At 70.3% G+C, this 16002-nt stretch carries 16 protein-coding genes; 9 read left to right on the top strand and 7 right to left on the bottom strand.

Annotation, left to right across the window (positions count from 1 at the left end; all coding sequences use genetic code 11):
- Positions 1-72: 72 nt before the first annotated feature.
- Positions 73-2100: a phosphocholine-specific phospholipase C gene (locus OTB19_RS30345; RefSeq protein WP_267801816.1), complete on the bottom strand. Its 2028-nt coding sequence runs from the start codon at positions 2098-2100 to the stop codon at positions 73-75.
- Between the two features lie 119 nt (positions 2101-2219).
- Entirely contained in the window at positions 2220-3233 is a 1014-nt protein-coding gene (locus OTB19_RS30340) for an NADP-dependent oxidoreductase (protein WP_267801814.1), read from the bottom strand.
- A gap of 101 nt (positions 3234-3334) precedes the next feature.
- Here OTB19_RS30340 and OTB19_RS30335 point away from each other — a divergent pair, with 101 nt between their 5' ends.
- From OTB19_RS30335 to OTB19_RS30320, 4 genes are all read left to right on the top strand, one after another.
- Complete coding sequence (locus OTB19_RS30335) at positions 3335-4216, top strand: LysR family transcriptional regulator (protein WP_267801812.1); 882 nt, start codon at positions 3335-3337, stop codon at positions 4214-4216.
- A 270-nt stretch (positions 4217-4486) separates the two neighbouring features.
- Entirely contained in the window at positions 4487-4618 is a 132-nt protein-coding gene (locus OTB19_RS30330; protein ID WP_266950054.1) for a hypothetical protein, read from the top strand.
- 126 nt (positions 4619-4744) lie between these two features.
- Entirely contained in the window at positions 4745-5785 is a 1041-nt protein-coding gene (locus OTB19_RS30325; RefSeq protein ID WP_267801810.1) for a 3-isopropylmalate dehydrogenase, read from the top strand.
- Between the two features lie 229 nt (positions 5786-6014).
- On the top strand, positions 6015-7100 hold the full coding sequence (locus OTB19_RS30320; RefSeq protein WP_267801808.1) for a branched-chain amino acid aminotransferase: 1086 nt from the start codon (positions 6015-6017) through the stop codon (positions 7098-7100).
- A 25-nt stretch (positions 7101-7125) separates the two neighbouring features.
- Here OTB19_RS30320 and OTB19_RS30315 read toward each other — a convergent pair whose 3' ends face one another.
- Entirely contained in the window at positions 7126-8541 is a 1416-nt protein-coding gene (locus OTB19_RS30315) for a cytosine permease (protein WP_267801806.1), read from the bottom strand.
- Between the two features lie 155 nt (positions 8542-8696).
- On the opposite strand from OTB19_RS30315, the gene ureA reads away from it, so the two are divergent.
- The 3 genes from ureA to OTB19_RS30300 are packed head-to-tail and all read left to right on the top strand — an operon-like array spanning position 8697 to position 12261.
- Positions 8697-9467 carry an urease subunit gamma gene (gene ureA / locus OTB19_RS30310; protein ID WP_267801805.1) on the top strand — a complete coding sequence of 257 codons (771 nt, stop codon included), beginning with the start codon at positions 8697-8699 and terminating at the stop codon, positions 9465-9467.
- On the top strand, positions 9464-11197 hold the full coding sequence (locus OTB19_RS30305) for an urease subunit alpha (RefSeq protein WP_267801803.1): 1734 nt from the start codon (positions 9464-9466) through the stop codon (positions 11195-11197). The genes ureA and OTB19_RS30305 overlap by 4 nt, the downstream gene beginning before the upstream one ends.
- Positions 11198-11214: 17 nt before the next feature.
- Complete coding sequence (locus tag OTB19_RS30300; RefSeq protein ID WP_267801801.1) at positions 11215-12261, top strand: agmatine deiminase family protein; 1047 nt, start codon at positions 11215-11217, stop codon at positions 12259-12261.
- Positions 12262-13131: 870 nt separating this feature from the next.
- On the opposite strand, the gene OTB19_RS30295 is transcribed toward OTB19_RS30300, so the two are convergent.
- Positions 13132-13320: a hypothetical protein gene (locus OTB19_RS30295; RefSeq protein WP_267801799.1), complete on the bottom strand. Its 189-nt coding sequence runs from the start codon at positions 13318-13320 to the stop codon at positions 13132-13134.
- 106 nt (positions 13321-13426) lie between these two features.
- Between OTB19_RS30295 and OTB19_RS30290 the strand changes: the two genes are divergently transcribed.
- Both OTB19_RS30290 and OTB19_RS30285 read left to right on the top strand, forming a co-directional pair.
- Positions 13427-14185: an XRE family transcriptional regulator gene (locus OTB19_RS30290; RefSeq protein WP_267801798.1), complete on the top strand. Its 759-nt coding sequence runs from the start codon at positions 13427-13429 to the stop codon at positions 14183-14185.
- Positions 14186-14195: 10 nt separating this feature from the next.
- Positions 14196-14351 (top strand): hypothetical protein, encoded by a 156-nt coding sequence (locus tag OTB19_RS30285; protein WP_267801797.1) that lies wholly within the window; start codon positions 14196-14198, stop codon positions 14349-14351.
- A gap of 245 nt (positions 14352-14596) precedes the next feature.
- Here OTB19_RS30285 and OTB19_RS30280 read toward each other — a convergent pair whose 3' ends face one another.
- From OTB19_RS30280 to OTB19_RS30270, 3 genes are all read right to left on the bottom strand, one after another.
- Positions 14597-14869 carry a hypothetical protein gene (locus tag OTB19_RS30280; protein WP_267801398.1) on the bottom strand — a complete coding sequence of 91 codons (273 nt, stop codon included), beginning with the start codon at positions 14867-14869 and terminating at the stop codon, positions 14597-14599.
- Between the two features lie 190 nt (positions 14870-15059).
- Positions 15060-15248 carry a hypothetical protein gene (locus OTB19_RS30275; RefSeq protein ID WP_267801795.1) on the bottom strand — a complete coding sequence of 63 codons (189 nt, stop codon included), beginning with the start codon at positions 15246-15248 and terminating at the stop codon, positions 15060-15062.
- A 29-nt stretch (positions 15249-15277) separates the two neighbouring features.
- Positions 15278-15871: a tyrosine-type recombinase/integrase gene (locus OTB19_RS30270; RefSeq protein WP_267801835.1), complete on the bottom strand. Its 594-nt coding sequence runs from the start codon at positions 15869-15871 to the stop codon at positions 15278-15280.
- Positions 15872-16002: the final 131 nt, after the last annotated feature.

Raw genomic sequence — 16002 nt, 5'->3', positions numbered from 1 at the left:
ACAGTGGCGCCTGGCCCCACTTTGACGACAGGGCCTAGTCCGTCTCCTTCGGATCTCGTCGGTCAGGGCCGCTCAGCCCGAGACGCTCGGCGACCCGTACTCGATGTGGCCCGTGTAGCGGCGCGACCAGGTGCCGTCGGAGTCGGCCAGGATCGTGAAGTCGTACCAACCGCCGTTGTAGGCGACGGCGTTGAAGAAATCCTCGCGCGAGGAGTTCGCCGGCACCTTGTACGTCCACGGGCCGTCCGTGCGGTAGGCGTCGGAACGGATCGTGAAGGTGACCGCCGCCGCGGAGGTGTTGGTCATCTTGAAGTACACGGCGGTCTTTCCCGTGCCCGGCTCCACCGCGAAGCGCGCCGCGACCTCGATCGCCTTGCCCGCCTTCGACGCGTCGCCGATGAAGCGGCGCAGGAAACGGTTCGGCCCGTGCATCGAGATGTCGTACTTGCCGGAGCCGCTGCCGAGGCCGACGCTGAAGTAGTCCGTCGAGGTGGCGCCCGCGTCCACCGTGTACTGCCAGGGCGTCGTGTCCCGGTGCTGGTGCGGGTGGATCGAGAAGTGCGCGGGCCGCTTCGCGTGCGCGCCCAGGTTGGACATCGAGAACCAGGCCAGGATCTTCCCGGCGGCCCCGAACTCGAAGCGGTCCAGGTTGCCGTTCACCTGGTACGGCAGGGCGCGCGCCGGGCGGGTGCCGGGCTCCTGCGTCGGGAGCGCGTTGTCCTGCGGGGCGGGGTTGGGCAGCGGGGCGCAGGTGGCCTGGCCGATGACCTTCGCGGTCGAGGGCAGGCCGGCGGGAACGCCGTGGACGGGGTGCGCGAAGTCGAAGACGCCGGTCAGGTCGCCCACCACCCTGCGGCGCCAGGCGCTGATGTTCGGACAGGTCGCGGGGGTGCCGAGGGCCGTCGTCCAGGTCTCCATGAACCGCAGCACCGAGGTGTGGTCGAAGACCTCGGAACTGACCCAGCCGCCCCGGGTCCACGGGGACATCACGAGCATCGGGACGCGGAAGCCCAGCCCGATCGGCAGGCCGTCGAGGTACTCGTCGGGCGTGCCGGGTGGTGCGACGGGCGGCGGCACGTGATCGAAGAACCCGTCGTTCTCGTCGTAGTTGAGGAAGAGGATGGTGGAGTCGAAGACCTCCGGGTTCGCGGCGAGGGCCCGGTAGACCAGGTCCACGAAGTGCGCGCCGTCACCGGGCGGCGCGTACGGGTGCTCGGAGAAGGCCTCGCTCGCCACGACCCAGGACACCTGCGGGAGGGTCCCGGCGACGACGTCGGCGCGGATCGCGGCCGCGATGTCGTCCGGGGTGGAGCCGGTGACCTTGGGGACGGAGCCCATGCCGCGGTCCCACAGCGGGTTGCCGGGGGCCGCGTCGGTGAACTTTTTGAAGTAGGCCAGGCCGTTGTCCCCGTAGTTGTCCTGGGCGTTCTGGTAGACCTTCCAGCTCATCCCGGCCCGCTGGAGCGCCTCCGCGTACGTCTCCCAGGTCAGCCCGGACTCGTCGCCGCCGTCCTTGCTGCTCGCGTCGACCTTGCCGCTCCACAGGAAGGTGCGGTTGGGGCCGGTGGCGCTGAGGGCGGAGCAGAAGTACGCGTCGCAGACCGTGTAGTGGTCGGCGAGCCCGTAGTGGAAGGGAATGTCACCCCGGTCGAGGTGACCGAGGGTGCGGGTGTTGCCGACACCGGTGACGAAGTTGTCCATCCGGCCCTTGTTCCAGGCCGCGTGCTGCGAGGTCCAACTGTGCGGGAGGTCGCCGGTGCACTGGGCGAGGGTCGCGCCGTCCACCCCGCCCGCCGGCGGGGTGGCGCTGAGTTTCCACGGGTACTGACGGCCGCCCCAGTTCGGCTGGTTGAACATGCCCCAGCCGCCCGGGAGGTTCCCGGCGGCACGGTCGCCGAAGCCGCGGACGCCCTTCAGCCTGCCGAAGTAGTGGTCGAAGCTGCGGTTCTCCTGCATGAGGATCACCACGTGCTTCACGTCGGTGATCGTGCCGGTCGCGGCGGCCGCGGCCGCCGAGGTCGCGGTGACCGCGGGCAGGCCGGCGCCCGCCACCAGTCCGGCGCCGATTCCCACGAAACCCCTGCGGCTGATCGGTGTCACTGACTGCTCGCCTCCAACTCGCGTGCCCCGTCGGCACATTGAGCGCAAGGGTGGCCGGACCCGCGCCAAAGGTCTACATCCGTGCGGTAAGAGTTCGGTGAACTTACGGGTGGCCGGAATCAGTCCCCGAGCCGGACCAGCATCTTGCCCAGATTGTCCCCGCGCAGCACCCCCAGGAAAGCGTCCACCGTCCGGTCGATGCCCTGGACAACGGTGGTGTCGGTGCTCACCCGGCCGCTGCGCAGGTGCGGGACCAGGAAGTCCTCCAGCTCCTCCTGCAGATTGGTGTGATGGCGAACCAATACCCCTTCCAGGCGGAGCGACTTGTGTACGACCTCGAAGAGATTGCGGGGAGCGGCGGGCGACCGGTCGCCGTTGTACATCGAGATCCCCCCGACCCACGCGATCCGCCCGTACTCGCGCAGCGCGCCGATCGCACCCTCCAGGTGGTCGCCGCCCACGTTGTCCACGTACACGTCGATCCCGTCCGGGGCCGCCTTCGTCAACTGCTCGCCGACCGGGCCGTCGTGGTAGTCGAAGGCCGCGTCGAAACCCAGCACCTCGGTGAGCCGGCGCACCTTGGCGGGGGAGCCCGCGCTGCCCACGATCCGCCGGGCGCCGAGCAGCCGGGCGATGTGCCCGGTCGCGGTGCCGACCCCGCCCGCGGCGGCGGACACGAACAGGTCCTCCCCCTCGCGCAGCGCCGCGGTACGGGTGAGCGCCGCGTACGCGGTCAGTCCGGTGCCGCCGAGGATGCTCAGGTACGCCTCCAGTGGGACGCCCTCGTGGCCGCGCAGCGTACGGGTGCCGTCCACACCGAGGGTGACGAGGGTGTGCGTGCGCCAGCCCGCCCGGTGGAAGACCAGGTCGCCCTCGGCCAGCCCGGGATCCCGCGAGGCGATCACCCGACCCACCGCACGGCCCTCCAACGGGGAGTTCAGCTCGAAGCCGCCCTCCCCGCCGTCCATCAGGCCCCGGTGGTACGGGTCCACCGAGAGCAGCAGGTTCTCCACCAGGGCGGTGCCGGGGGCGGGGGAGGGGACGGGGCCCTCCGCGAGGGTGAACGCGGCGGCCGTCGGGAAGCCGGAGGGGCGGGCGATCTGGTGGACGGCGAAGGCCGTGTCGGTGGTCATGGCGATCACGCTAGGAAGGAATCCCGGGCCCGGGCAGGGGGTTGCGCTCATGGAAGGCGCACATCCATGAATGGCGCTCATACGACGAGGTGGGAGCACCCATGGCCACGGGCTCGACCGAACTCGCCCCCCAGGAACTGCGCGTCCTGGTCGCCGTCGCCGACACCGGCGGCTTCTCCGCCGCGGCCGCCGCCCTGGGGATCGGCCAGTCCGCCGTCTCGCACTCGGTGCGCGGCAGCGAGACCAAGGTGGGCGCGGTGCTGTTCGAGCGCGGACGATCGGGAGCCTCGCCGACCCCGGCGGGGGAGCGGGCCGTCGCCCTCGCCCGGCGCATCCTGCGGCTGTACGAGGTGCTGGGCGCGGAGGCCCGCGGCGCCGGCCGGGGCGCGGTGGAAGGGACGCTGCGCATCGCCGCCTTCCGCAGCGCGGCCCTGCACCTGCTGCCCCCCGCGCTGGAGCGCCTGGCGGCCCTGCACCCCGACATCCGGCCCGAGGTGCGGGTGGTGCGCGAGATCGGCGCGGGGGCGGCGGGGGAGGTGCTGGCCGGGCGCGCCGACCTGGGCATCGCCACCCTGGGCGCGGGGGCGGACGCCCGGCCCGAGCTGCTGACCGGTGAACTGGTGCGGGAGGCGTACGCCCTGGTCCACCCCGCCGGCCACCCGGACCCGAGGTCGCTGCCCCTGCTGGACTGGGACGAGAACTGCGGCTCGTACACCCGCGCGTGGTGGCGGGCCCAGGACTGGATCCCGCGGGCCACCGTCAAGGCCGAGGACGACGCGATGGTGCTGACGATGGTCGGCAGGGGGCTGGGGATGGCGATCCTGCCCGAACTGTCGCTGGGCGAGGCCACCGACGCCGTCGAGATCACCGATCTGGGCCCCGAACGGCCCATGAGACGCGTGGGATACGTCACGACGGCGGAATCCGCCTCCACTCTCGCCGTCAGGTCCCTGATCAGGGAACTTCGCGCGAACAAGGGGTGAAACGGACCCTCGGGGCGGCCCGTCCGGGGGCCTTCCCGGGGCATTGCCGTCTCAGATAGTAGGAAGTCCGAGTAATTGCGGAGACATACAGCGGGACCTGGCCTAGCTTTGTAGAAGCCGAACGTCTCGCCGATCCGGCGAATGGCGGTCGAGAGCGCGCGCCCCTGGCAGGCAACCCCTGCGGCGCACCGCTCCCCGCCTCTTCCGGCGCCTTGAAGGAACCCCTCATCCGTGGCCCCGCCACGCCGTGATCTCAAGGAGTCGATCACCATGACCCGTCACACCCCCGCAGTCCGCCGCGTCCGCCACTCCTCCCAGGCCGAGGCGGACCGCAAGAACGCCGCCGCCGCCCTCCAGCGAGCCCTGGACCGCCGCGACAACGGCGGCTCGACCGGCCACTGAGCCCACCGGCCGCCCCTCGTGGGCGGCCCTCCGGACACGCCCGGGCCCGGGACATGTTGCGTTCACCATCGTCCACATGGTGGACGCAATATGTCTGAGGGCTGGGACAGGGAGTACGGTTTTCCCATGTCGACCAGCATCAATCTCGCAGTGATCCCCGGTGATGGCATCGGCCAGGAAGTCGTGGCTCAGGGCCTCAAGGTCCTTACCGCGGTCCTGCCTCAGGATGTGAAGCTGGAGACCAAGGAGTACGACCTCGGCGCCCGGCGCTGGCACCGCACCGGTGAGACCCTCCCGGACGCGGAACTCGAAGCGCTGAAGCACCACGACGCGATCCTGCTGGGCGCCATCGGCGACCCCTCGGTCCCGTCCGGCGTCCTGGAACGCGGTCTGCTGCTGAAGCTCCGCTTCGCCTTCGACCACTTCGTCAACCTGCGCCCGTCGAAGCTCTTCCCCAACACGGCCACCCCGCTCGCCGGCCGCCCGGAGATCGACTTCGTCGTGGTCCGCGAGGGCACCGAGGGCCCGTACACCGGCAACGGCGGCTCGCTGCGCACCGGCACCCCCGCGGAAGTGGCGACCGAGGTCAGCCTCAACACCGCGTACGGCGTCGAGCGCGTGGTCCGTGACGCCTACGCGCGGGCCGACGCCCGCCCCCGCAAGAAGCTGACGCTGGTCCACAAGAACAACGTCCTCGTGTACGCGGGTCACCTGTGGAAGAACATCTTCGACAAGGTCGGCCAGGAGTACCCCGAGGTCACCACCGACTACCTGCACGTCGACGCCGCGACGATCTTCTTCGTCACGCAGCCCGATCGGTTCGACGTCATCGTCACGGACAACCTCTTCGGTGACATCCTCACCGACCTGGCCGCCGCCGTCACCGGCGGAATCGGCCTGGCCGCCTCCGGGAACATCAACCCGACCGGCGCCTTCCCGTCCATGTTCGAGCCCGTCCACGGCTCGGCCCCGGACATCGCCGGCACCGGCAAGGCGGACCCGACCGCGACGATCCTCTCGGTCGCCCTCCTGCTGCGCCACCTCGGCCACGAGGCCGAGGCCGCCCGCATCGAGGACGCCGTCTCCGCCGACCTGGCCGAGCGCGACGGCACCTTCCGCTCCACCGAGGCGATCGGCGACGCCCTCGCCGCGCGAGTAGCCGGCTGACCCGGCAACCCCGTCTCAGGAAGCCGCCGGGTCGCGACACCGCACCCGGCGGCTTTTCCTGTGCGGCCCCGGGTGCCACCATCTCCCCTGGGCCGCAAACTCCCTGTTTCACCGAAGCCTCCCTGCGCGCGATAATCGAACGCGAGGCCGCGGAATGCGGGGATGCTCGGACGTCCTAGTACGCCGTGAGCGCGGTCCGCCCTACAAAACCGGTGAAGGACAAGCACTCATGACGACGCCCACGATCGAGCTCAAGCCCTCCTCGAACCCGCTGTCCGACGCGGAGCGCGAGGCGATCCTGGCCAGCCCCGGCTTCGGCCGCCACTTCACCGACCACATGGTGACGATCAAGTGGACCGAGGGTCGCGGCTGGCACGACGCCGAGCTGGTCCCGTATGCGCCGCTGTCGATGGACCCGGCGAACATGACCCTGCACTACGCGCAGACCATCTTCGAGGGACTCAAGGCCTACAAGCAGCCCGACGGCACCGTCGCCACCTTCCGCCCCGAGGCCAACGCCGACCGCTTCCAGGCCTCGGCCCGCCGCATGGCGATGCCCGAGCTGCCCTCGGAGCTGTTCATCGCCGCCTGCGACGCGCTCATCAGGCAGGACCGCGCCTGGGTCCCGGACTCCGGCGAGGCCTCGCTGTACCTGCGTCCGTTCATGTTCGCGTCCGAGGTCGGTCTGGGCGTCCGCCCGGCCAACGAGTTCCTCTTCATGGTCATCGCCTCGCCCGCCGGCGCCTACTTCCCCGGTGGCGTCAAGCCCGTCTCCGTCTGGCTGTCCGAGGACTACGTCCGCGCGGTCAAGGGCGGCACCGGTGCGGCGAAGACCGGCGGCAACTACGCGGCTTCCCTCGTCGCCCAGGCCGAGGCCGCCTCGCACGGCTGCGACCAGGTCGTCTGGCTGGACGCCGTCGAGCACCGCTGGATCGAGGAGATGGGCGGGATGAACCTGTACTTCGTGTACGGCGACCGCATCGTCACCCCCGAGCTCACCGGCTCGCTGCTGCCCGGCATCACCCGCGACTCCCTCCTCACGATCGCCCGCGACCTCGGCTACACCGCCGAGGAGGGCCGCATCACCACCGAGGACTGGAAGCGCGACAACGAGAACGGCACCCTGACCGAGGTGTTCGCCTGCGGCACTGCGGCCGTCATCACCCCCGTCGGCTCGGTCAAGTCCGGCCGCGCGAACTGGACGCAGGGCACCGGCGAGCCCGGCGAGGTCACCATGAAGCTCCGCAAGGCGCTCCTCGACCTCCAGACCGGCCACTCCGCCGACCGCCACGGCTGGATGCACCCGCTGGGCTAGGCCGGCGCTCGCCGTACAGGGGGGACTAGGCGGCGACCGGCTCGTCGGCGGCGTCGGGGACGGCCGCCTTCCGCCGGGTGAGGGCCGTGTAGGCGAGGCCGCCGACCAGGCCGGACAGGACGAAGGAACAGTCCACGCCACCCGTCAGGGCCAACAGCGGACCCTCGTAGAAGGGGGTGGTGACGGCGAGCAGGCCGACGCCCGCGCCGATCGCCCACGAGGCGGTGGCGGCCGCGTTCCAACCGCCTCGGTACCAGTAGATCCCGCCCACCGAGCGACGGTTGAACACCTGGAGGGCGTCGGCGTCGTACGTGCCGCGACAGCGGGCGTAGCCGATCAGGGTGATCACCGCCCAGGGGGTGCCGAGCGCGGTGAGCAGCAGTACGAACGAGGTCATCGCGGATTGGACGTCCCACTCGAAGGAGCCGACGAACACGAAGGCGGTGGCCACGGCGGCCGCGACCAGGGTGGCGGTCGTACGGGTGGCCCGGGGCACGATCGCGTCCAGGTCGAGGCCCATGGAGTAGAGCATCAGCCCGGCGTTGCCCACGGAACCCGCGGCGGCGGCGACGAGCAGCGGGACCAGGTACCAGAACGGCGAGGCGTCGACCAGCGGGCCGGCGTACTCGGCGCCGGCCCGCGCGGCGAGGGCGGTGTACGTGCCGAAGAGCTGCGGGACCAGCAGGCCGACCAGGAGACCGAGCGCGGTGGATCGGAGCACCTTGCGGGAGTCGTGCCGGGCGGGGGAGATGTAGCGGGTGTAGTCGCCGAGCAGGGTGATGAAGGCGACGGGGCCGCTGAGGCCGGCGGCGACGGCGGCGAGCAACCAGGTCGGCCAGAAGGAGCCGAGGAGGTAGGCGGTCTCCGGCGGCGCGGCGGCGGTGAAATCGGGGGCGTACGCGAAGACGCCGACGGCGAGCAGGACCACCATGGCGACGGACAGGATCTTGCTCATCCGCAGCAGGAGCCGGTAGCCGAACACGGCCGCGACGACGGTACAGGCGGCCAGTACGCCGTACATCACGGCGCGCGAGACGCCGGTGTCCGGCAGCCCGGTCAGTCGGGACAGGGTGCCGACCATCACGTCGCCGCCGATCCACAGGGTCAGCGCCGTGTAGCCGAGGGAGAGCAGCAGGCCCACCACGGACCCGACCAGCCGACCGCGCACGCCGAACTGGGCCCCGCTGGAGGTGGACAGGTTGGTAGCGGTGCGCAGGGAGACCAGCGCCAGCGGGGCGGTGAAGGCGATCCCGACGACGGTGCCGGTCACGATCGCGGTCACCGAGGGCCACAGCCCCAGTCCGAAGGACGGGGGCAGCCAGCCGAAGACGATCACACCGAGGCAGAGGTTGGAGCCGAGGAGGATCGAGATCAGGTCGCGGGGACCGCTCGTCCGCTCCTCCTCCGGGATGGTGTCGACTCCGCGCTGTTCGATGGGCATGGGGAACTCCCTTGGCAGGGCGGGGGGTGGTTCGCAAATGTTTGAGCGACATTCAATGTGACTCAGTCCCTGCTCTCAGGTCAATGCTTCACTGCCGGGAAATGAAGAGTTAGAGTGATGTTCTAATCCATTGACTCCGAAGGTGGTGGATCGGCGTGCGGCTGACCCCAACCGAGCGCGACCGGCTGCTGCTCCGCAGTGCCGCGGAACTGGCCAGGGCCCGACGGGCCCGGGGCCTGCGCCTCAACGTCCCCGAGGCCACGGCGCTCATCGCGGACACGGTCTGCGAGGCCGCCCGCGACGGCAGGCGGCTGGCGGAGGCCATCGAGGAGGCCCGCAGCGTGCTGGGCCCCGACGACGTGCTGCCCGGCGTCGCCGACGTGGTCACCGAGGTCCACGTGGAAGCCGTCTTCGACGACGGCTCCCGCCTCGCGGTGGTCTCGCGCCCCATCCGCGGCGCCGTCCCCCTCGGCGACGACGCCCCCGGCGCGATCGTGCCCGGCCCCGGCGCCCCCCAGCCGGAACCCACGATCCACCTGCACGTGCGCAACACCGCCGCCGTGCCGATCAGCGTGACCTCCCACTTCCACTTCTTCGAGGCCAACCCGCGCCTCGACTTCGACCGCGCCGCGGCCTACGGCATGCGGCTGTGCGTACCCGCGGGCTCCTCCGTACGGTTCGACCCGCACGGCGAGGCCGAGGTCGGACTGGTCCCCATCGGCGGCGCCCGCGTGGCCGTCGGTTTCGCCGGGCTGGTCGACGGCCCCCTCGACGCCCCCGGAGCCAAGGACGAGGCCCTGCGCCGCGCCGTCGCCTGCGGCTACCTCGGCGCCGGCGGGACCGCCGCCCCGGCGTCCCCGGCCGACACACCGGGGCCCGGCGCCCCCGAACGCGGCGACGACCACCCGGAAGGTGACCCCGCATGAGCCGCCAGACCCCGCACAGCGACCACTGCGCGCCGGGCAGCCGCCACATCGACCCGCACGAGTACGCCTCCGTCTTCGGCCCCCGCGCCGGCGACCGGGTACGCCTCGGCGACTCCGGGCTGACCGTCCGCGTCGAGCACGACGCGCAGAAGCCCGGCGACGAGTTCCTGGCCGGCTTCGGCAAGACCGCCCGCGACGGCCTGCACCTCAAGGCCGCCGCCGTCCGCGAGACCTGCGACGTCGTGATCAGCAACGTGCTGGTCATCGACGCCGTCCTCGGCATCCGCAAGGTCTCCATCGGCATCCGCGAGGGCCGCATCCACGCGATCGGCCGCGCCGGCAACCCCGACACCCTCGACGGGGTCGACGTGGTCGTCGGCACCGGCACCTCGATCGTGTCCGGTGAGGGCATGATCGCCACCGCCGGAGCCGTGGACACCCACGTCCACCTGCTCTCCCCGCGCATCATGGAGGCCTCGCTCGCCGCGGGCGTCACCACGATCATCGGCCAGGAGTTCGGCCCGGTCTGGGGCGTGGGCGTCAACTCCCCCTGGGCGCTCAAGCACGCCTTCAACGCCTTCGACGCCTGGCCCGTCAACATCGGCTTCCTCGCCCGCGGCTCCTCCTCGGACGCCGCCCCGCTGGTCGAGGCCCTCGCCGAGGGCGGCGCCAGTGGCTTCAAGGTCCACGAGGACATGGGCGCCCACACCCGCGCCCTGGACACCGCCCTGCGGGTCGCCGAGGAGTACGACGTCCAGGTCGCCCTGCACAGCGACGGCCTGAACGAGTGCCTCTCCGTCGAGGACACCCTGCGCGTCCTGGACGGTCGCACCATCCACGCCTTCCACATCGAGGGCTGCGGCGGCGGACACGTGCCCAACGTGCTCAAGATGGCCGGCGTGCCGAACGTCATCGGCTCCTCCACCAACCCGACCCTGCCCTTCGGTCGGGACGCCGTCGCCGAGCACTACGGCATGATCGTCTCCGTCCACGACCTCAAGCCGGACCTCCCCGGCGACGCGGCCATGGCCCGCGACCGGATCCGGGCGGGCACCATGGGCGCCGAGGACGTGCTGCACGACCTGGGCGCGATCGGCATCACCTCCTCCGACGCCCAGGGCATGGGCCGCGCGGGCGAGACCATCCGGCGCACCTTCGCCATGGCCGCGAAGATGAAGGGCGAACTGGGCCCGCTCGACGGCGACGGCGAGGGCGACGACAACGCCCGCGTCCTGCGCTACATGGCCAAGCTGACCATCAACCCGGCCATCGCCCACGGCCTGGCCCACGAGATCGGCTCCATCGAGGTCGGCAAACTCGCCGACATCGTGCTGTGGCGCCCCCAGTTCTTCGGCGCCAAGCCGCAACTGGTCCTCAAGTCCGGCTTCCCCGCGTACGGCGTCACCGGCGACCCCAACGCGGCCACCGACACCTGCGAACCGCTCGTCCTCGGACCGCAGTTCGGCTCGTACGGAGCCACCGCGGCCGACATCTCCGTCGCCTTCGTGTCGGCGGCGGCCGCCGCGCTCGGCTCCGACGAGATGCCGACCCGCCGCCGCCGGGTGGCCGTCCGCGGCACCCGCGGCATCGGCCCCCGGGACCTCCTGCTCAACTCCCGGGTGGGCGCGGTCGATGTGGACGCGCGCAGCGGACTCGTCTCCCTCGACGGAGAGCCCCTGCGCTCCGAAGCGGCCGATTCGGTCTCCCTCAACCGCCTGTACTTCCTGTAAGCCAGTAAGGACCCGCCATGACTGACGCTGCCGACAAGCCCGCCGCCCACGGATTCCGGATGCCCGCCGAGTGGACCCCCCACGAGCGCACCTGGATGGCCTGGCCGAGCCCCAACCCGACCTTCACCGAAGAGAGGGAGCTCGCCGAGGCCCGCGAGGCCTGGGGAGCCGTCGCCCGCGCCGTGCGCGCGTACGAGCCGGTGACCCTCGTCGTCTCCCCGGGCGACGCGCAGGGCGCCCGCGCGATCGTCGGCGACGACGTCGAGCTGGTCGAGCGCGAGCTGGACGACGCCTGGATGCGGGACATCGGCCCGACCTTCGTCACCGACGGTGCCGGCGGGCTCGCCGCCGTCGACTGGACCTTCAACGGCTGGGGCGCCCAGGAGTGGGCCCGCTGGGGCCACGACGAGAAGATCGCCCGCCACGTCTCCGACCTGGCCGGCACCCGCACCTACAGCACCCCGCTGGTCAACGAGGGCGGCGCCGTCCACGTGGACGGCGAGGGCACCGTACTGCTCACCGACACCGTGCAGCTCGGCGCCGGACGCAACCCCGACTGGAACCGCCGGCAGGTGGAGGAGGAGATCCACGCCCATCTCGGCACGACCAAGGCGATCTGGCTGCCCTACGGCCTGGCCGGCGACTACGGCACCTACGGCACCCAGGGCCACGTGGACATCGTCGCCGCCTTCGCCCGCCCCGGCGTGGTCATGGTCCACAGCCAGCCCGACCCGGCCCACCCCGACCACGAGCGCTGCAAGACCATCGCCGCCCTCCTGCGCGCGTCCACCGACGCGCGGGGCCGGCTGCTGGAGGTCGTGGAGATCCCGGCGCCGACCGTGCTGCAGGAGGACGGCGAGTGGGTCGACTACTCGTACATCAACCACTACCTCTGCAACGACGGCGTGGTGCTCTGCTCCTTCGACGACCCGCGCGACGAGGAAGCCGCGGAGATCTTCCGGGGTCTGTTCCCCGAGCGGACCGTGACACTGGTTGACGCACGTACGATTTTCGCCGGGGGTGGCGGTATCCACTGCATCACCCAGCAACAGCCGAAGGTCTGACTCTGGCCTGCAGGCAAGGATTCTGACCTGCGCAGACGGGTCAATTACCTAGCGGATCCTCGCTGTTCTTAGCGGACCCTCGCGGTTGCTCGCGTTGATCAACTCCCATCTGCCTCCCATGGGAGTGGGGGGTGTTCGAAAAGCCGAAGCCGGAGCGCTCACCTTGGGGGGTGGACCGCGCTCCGGCTCCGGCGTCTTGGGGGAGTTGTTGCCACCGGCCGGCCGCCGAGGGGGTACCGCGGTCGGCCGGTGGTCATCTCCGGGATCGGGGCCGTTTCTGTCGGCCGCCCGATCGGATCAAGTCAGCAAAGCGGCTAGATAACTGCTGACTTCTAATGATCTTCGGTTCGGTTTTTTGTAGGTGCGACCCGTAGATCGGCCAGACTGGATCCTTCATGCCCGCCAGCGGGTGGGCTTAAGGATTCGCGATGCCCGGGTCGGGGCCGAAATGACTCAAGAGGAATTGGCGCATTGCGCCGAGGTGGACCGCTCGCTCTACAGTGCAGCGGGCAGAGCTGGGCCAGAATGATCTCAAGCTCAGCCACCTCTTCCGGATTGCTGCGGCTTTGCGCCTCCCGGCGCGGGACCTCATGCCTTGACATCGCGATCGTGACCGAAAAGTCATTTCCGGCCACTCCCTGCGATTGCCCCAGTCTGCCTGTCTCATCCGTGCATCCGCCAGGGGGTTCGCGGAGGTATGCAGATGCACCTTGTCGATGACCTGCACATTCGTCACGAACCGTCAGGCTCTACCCACGAGTTGGCGCCTGTCGGCTCGAACAGGCGTCCGAAAGTTTGTTGAAGTGAACGCCTTCTAACGCTGGCTGGTACCCGCCCCTCCCGCTGCCGCCGCTGCCGGAGGGGCGGGAGTCAGGGGTGCGGGATCCGACAAGCCCGCGGATACCAGGCCACCGTCTCGCCCGCGCGCCCCGCCTGCCGCTCGCCGAGGTCGATGGCGTCGGGGCCGAGGGTGATCCCGCAGTGGACGCACGCCGCACCACGAACCTGCGCGGCGGACAGGGAGGCGATCGGCGGGACCGGGGGCGGTGGCTGCTTCATGTGGCTTACTCTGCCTGGACATCCGGGACACCTGCAGTGCCATTCGCGGACACCTGAGACACTTCCCGGCCGCGTCCCCCGTCCGCGCCAACCTTGGGAGGAATCCGTGAGCGCCGCGCTCAGCGCTGCCATTGTGGCCGCGGAGATGACCCCGTCGATCCTGGCTCGTAAGCTCGGCGTCGCGGGGAAGACGGTGGACCGGTGGCTCTCCGGCGAGAGGGTGCCGCATACCGACACGCAGACGAGGGTGGCAGAGGTGCTGAAGGTGAGCGCGGATTCGTTGTGGCCGCAGGCCGTCAGGTCGAATCTGAAGCTGGGCGCCGACAGGGAGATCGTCCGGGCGTATCCATTCCGGAGCGAGTGCCCGACCGCGGTGTGGGCGGATCTTCTGGACGGCGCCCGCGAGACGATCCTCATGGCCGGGTACACGTCGTACTTCATCTGGCAGGACCACCCGAAGATCGTCGACCGGTTGCGCGCGAAGGCGGCGGCCGGCTGCTCGATTCGCTTCCTTCTCGGCGACCCGGACTCGCAGATGACCCGGGACCGGGAGGTGGTGGAGCAGCACCCGCTGTCAGTGAGTACCCGTATCCGGATCACGCTGGGGCATCTCGCCAAGGTTGGCCCGGTCGATGGCGTGGAGGCCCGGCTCAGTGACTCGCCGGCGCATCTCTCCCAGTCGGTCTTCGTCTTCGACGACCAGCTGCTGTACACGCCGCACATCGGCGACGGCCTCGGTCACGACAGCCCGCTCATGCACCTGCGGAGGCTGGGCGAGGACGGGCTGTACGACCGGTTCGTCCAGCACGCCGAGTTCTTGTGGGACCGCGGCCGACCCGTACCGATTGTCGGTGCCGCCTCGTAGGATCAGCCGCATGATCCGATCCGCTGAGATCGTCAACGCCGAGATCCGTCAGCTGTGGGCGGGTGGGAGTCTGCCGCCCGAGGTCCGGGACCGCTATCACCAGCTGGTCGTCGAGTGGGCGGAGGCGCTGCGTGCCGAGTCGGAGTCGGCGGAGCTGGCGGCCTGATCGCTTTCGCGGCTCCGCGAAAGTGATAGTCGCCACCTTTCCCGGCACCGGGAAAGGCCTGGTCGCGCCGGGTTCTCGGCGCCGCGAAGGCTCGCCCCTGACAGCACTCCGCCCCCCCGGTCGCTGTCCCCGTGGGGGGCCGGTGGGGCGGATTCGTGCAGCGAGGCAGCCCGCCTCAATCCTTGAATGGGATACCGAACAGGCTAGCGGCCGGGACTGACAGCGAAGAGCCCCCGGCGTAGGTGCTACATGGCCGCTCGCTCCTCGCGGATGTCGCTGACGCTGGCGAGGAGGGTGCCTTCCGCCTGCTCGTAGTGGGACAAGGCCAGGCCGAGCCCGAAGAAGGTGGGGGCCCACTCGCCAATGAAGATTCCCCACCGGTCGGCGCGGGCGATGTCGGCACCTGGTTCGGCTTTGAGGGACGTCACCCACGTGGCGATGGAAAGACCGATCGAGGCGAACGCTGCCATGTACGCGTGCTCGCTTCGCATGCCCATCTCGTGCAGCTTCTTGATCATGGCTATCCCTGGTGTGTGAGGGGTTGGGATCTCCTTCAGGTTCACCCGGCTGGCGCGTGCGCGCATCCCGGCGGTGTGGCGGTTAGGCGCCGAGGAGCCGTGACCTGGGGTGGTAAGCGCATGACAGAGCAAGATTCCGGATAGCAGAACGCCCGCCCCGCGTATGTCGGGGGCGGGCTTCGGGCGGGGATCAGGCGGGCGTGGCCGTCTCGCCCTTCTCCAGCTGGACGTGCACACGTACCTCATTGTCGTGCTCATCCGGCATGAGCCAGACGACTTCCGCGACGCGCCCCCCTCCCGTCGTGGTGGCGATGAGCTCGCCGACGCGCGGAGGAGACGTCAGGTCGAGCTCCCACTTGCCGCCGATGATGACCTTCATGCGTCCTCCTTGTAGCGCTTAACGTCTGACTATTGGCGGGTGTCTCGCGGCAGCAGCGGGTTGTTGCGGCGCTTGTCGGCAGGTCGGACGTAGGCCAGGACTTGGGTGGAGTTCTTGCTCCAGCGTCCATGCTCCGCGATGAATGGGACGGGCACTCCGCGTTCAGCGGCGTCGGTCGGGCCGCCCGCCCTGAGGCCATGTGCAGTGGTTCGGTCGGCGTCCGTGAGGTTGGCGGCCTTGGCCAGCTTCTTCACAATCTGATTGACGGCCTCGCCTCTGAGGCCTTCGCCAACCTGACCGTGGATGTTGATGGCCCGAAGCAGGGGACCGCTGCTGATGCCGAACTCCGCGAGCCCCTCAATGTAAGAGGCGACGACTCGGCCGGCGTCGATGTCCGGTGCAAGGGCCCGCGGGACGTCAACGTCCTCGCCCTTCGCATCGGTGTCGGTCTTGGACATGGGAATGAAGACGGTCACCCAGCCATCGGAGAGCGTCAACTGGCTGAGCTGGATGGCGGCCAGCTCTGATCGTCTGCCCATAAGGCCATAGCCGAGGACGAGGATTGCAGCATCCCTGCGACCGCTGAGCGAGTTCTGGTCGCACTGTGCAAGGAGTAGGCGCAGAACATCTAGTGTCCCGAGTCTCAGGAGCGCTTCATAACTATGGTTTGGGCTCTGGCAGGCGGTTCAGGTAGCCGGCGAGGCGTTCGAAGATCTCGTCGGCGGACTTGGTCCAAGTGAACGGCTTGGGGTTC

This window comes from Streptomyces sp. H27-H5 (assembly GCF_026627505.1).
Lineage (GTDB): Bacteria > Actinomycetota > Actinomycetes > Streptomycetales > Streptomycetaceae > Streptomyces.
This window is presented reverse-complemented; position numbering and strand designations above follow the sequence as displayed.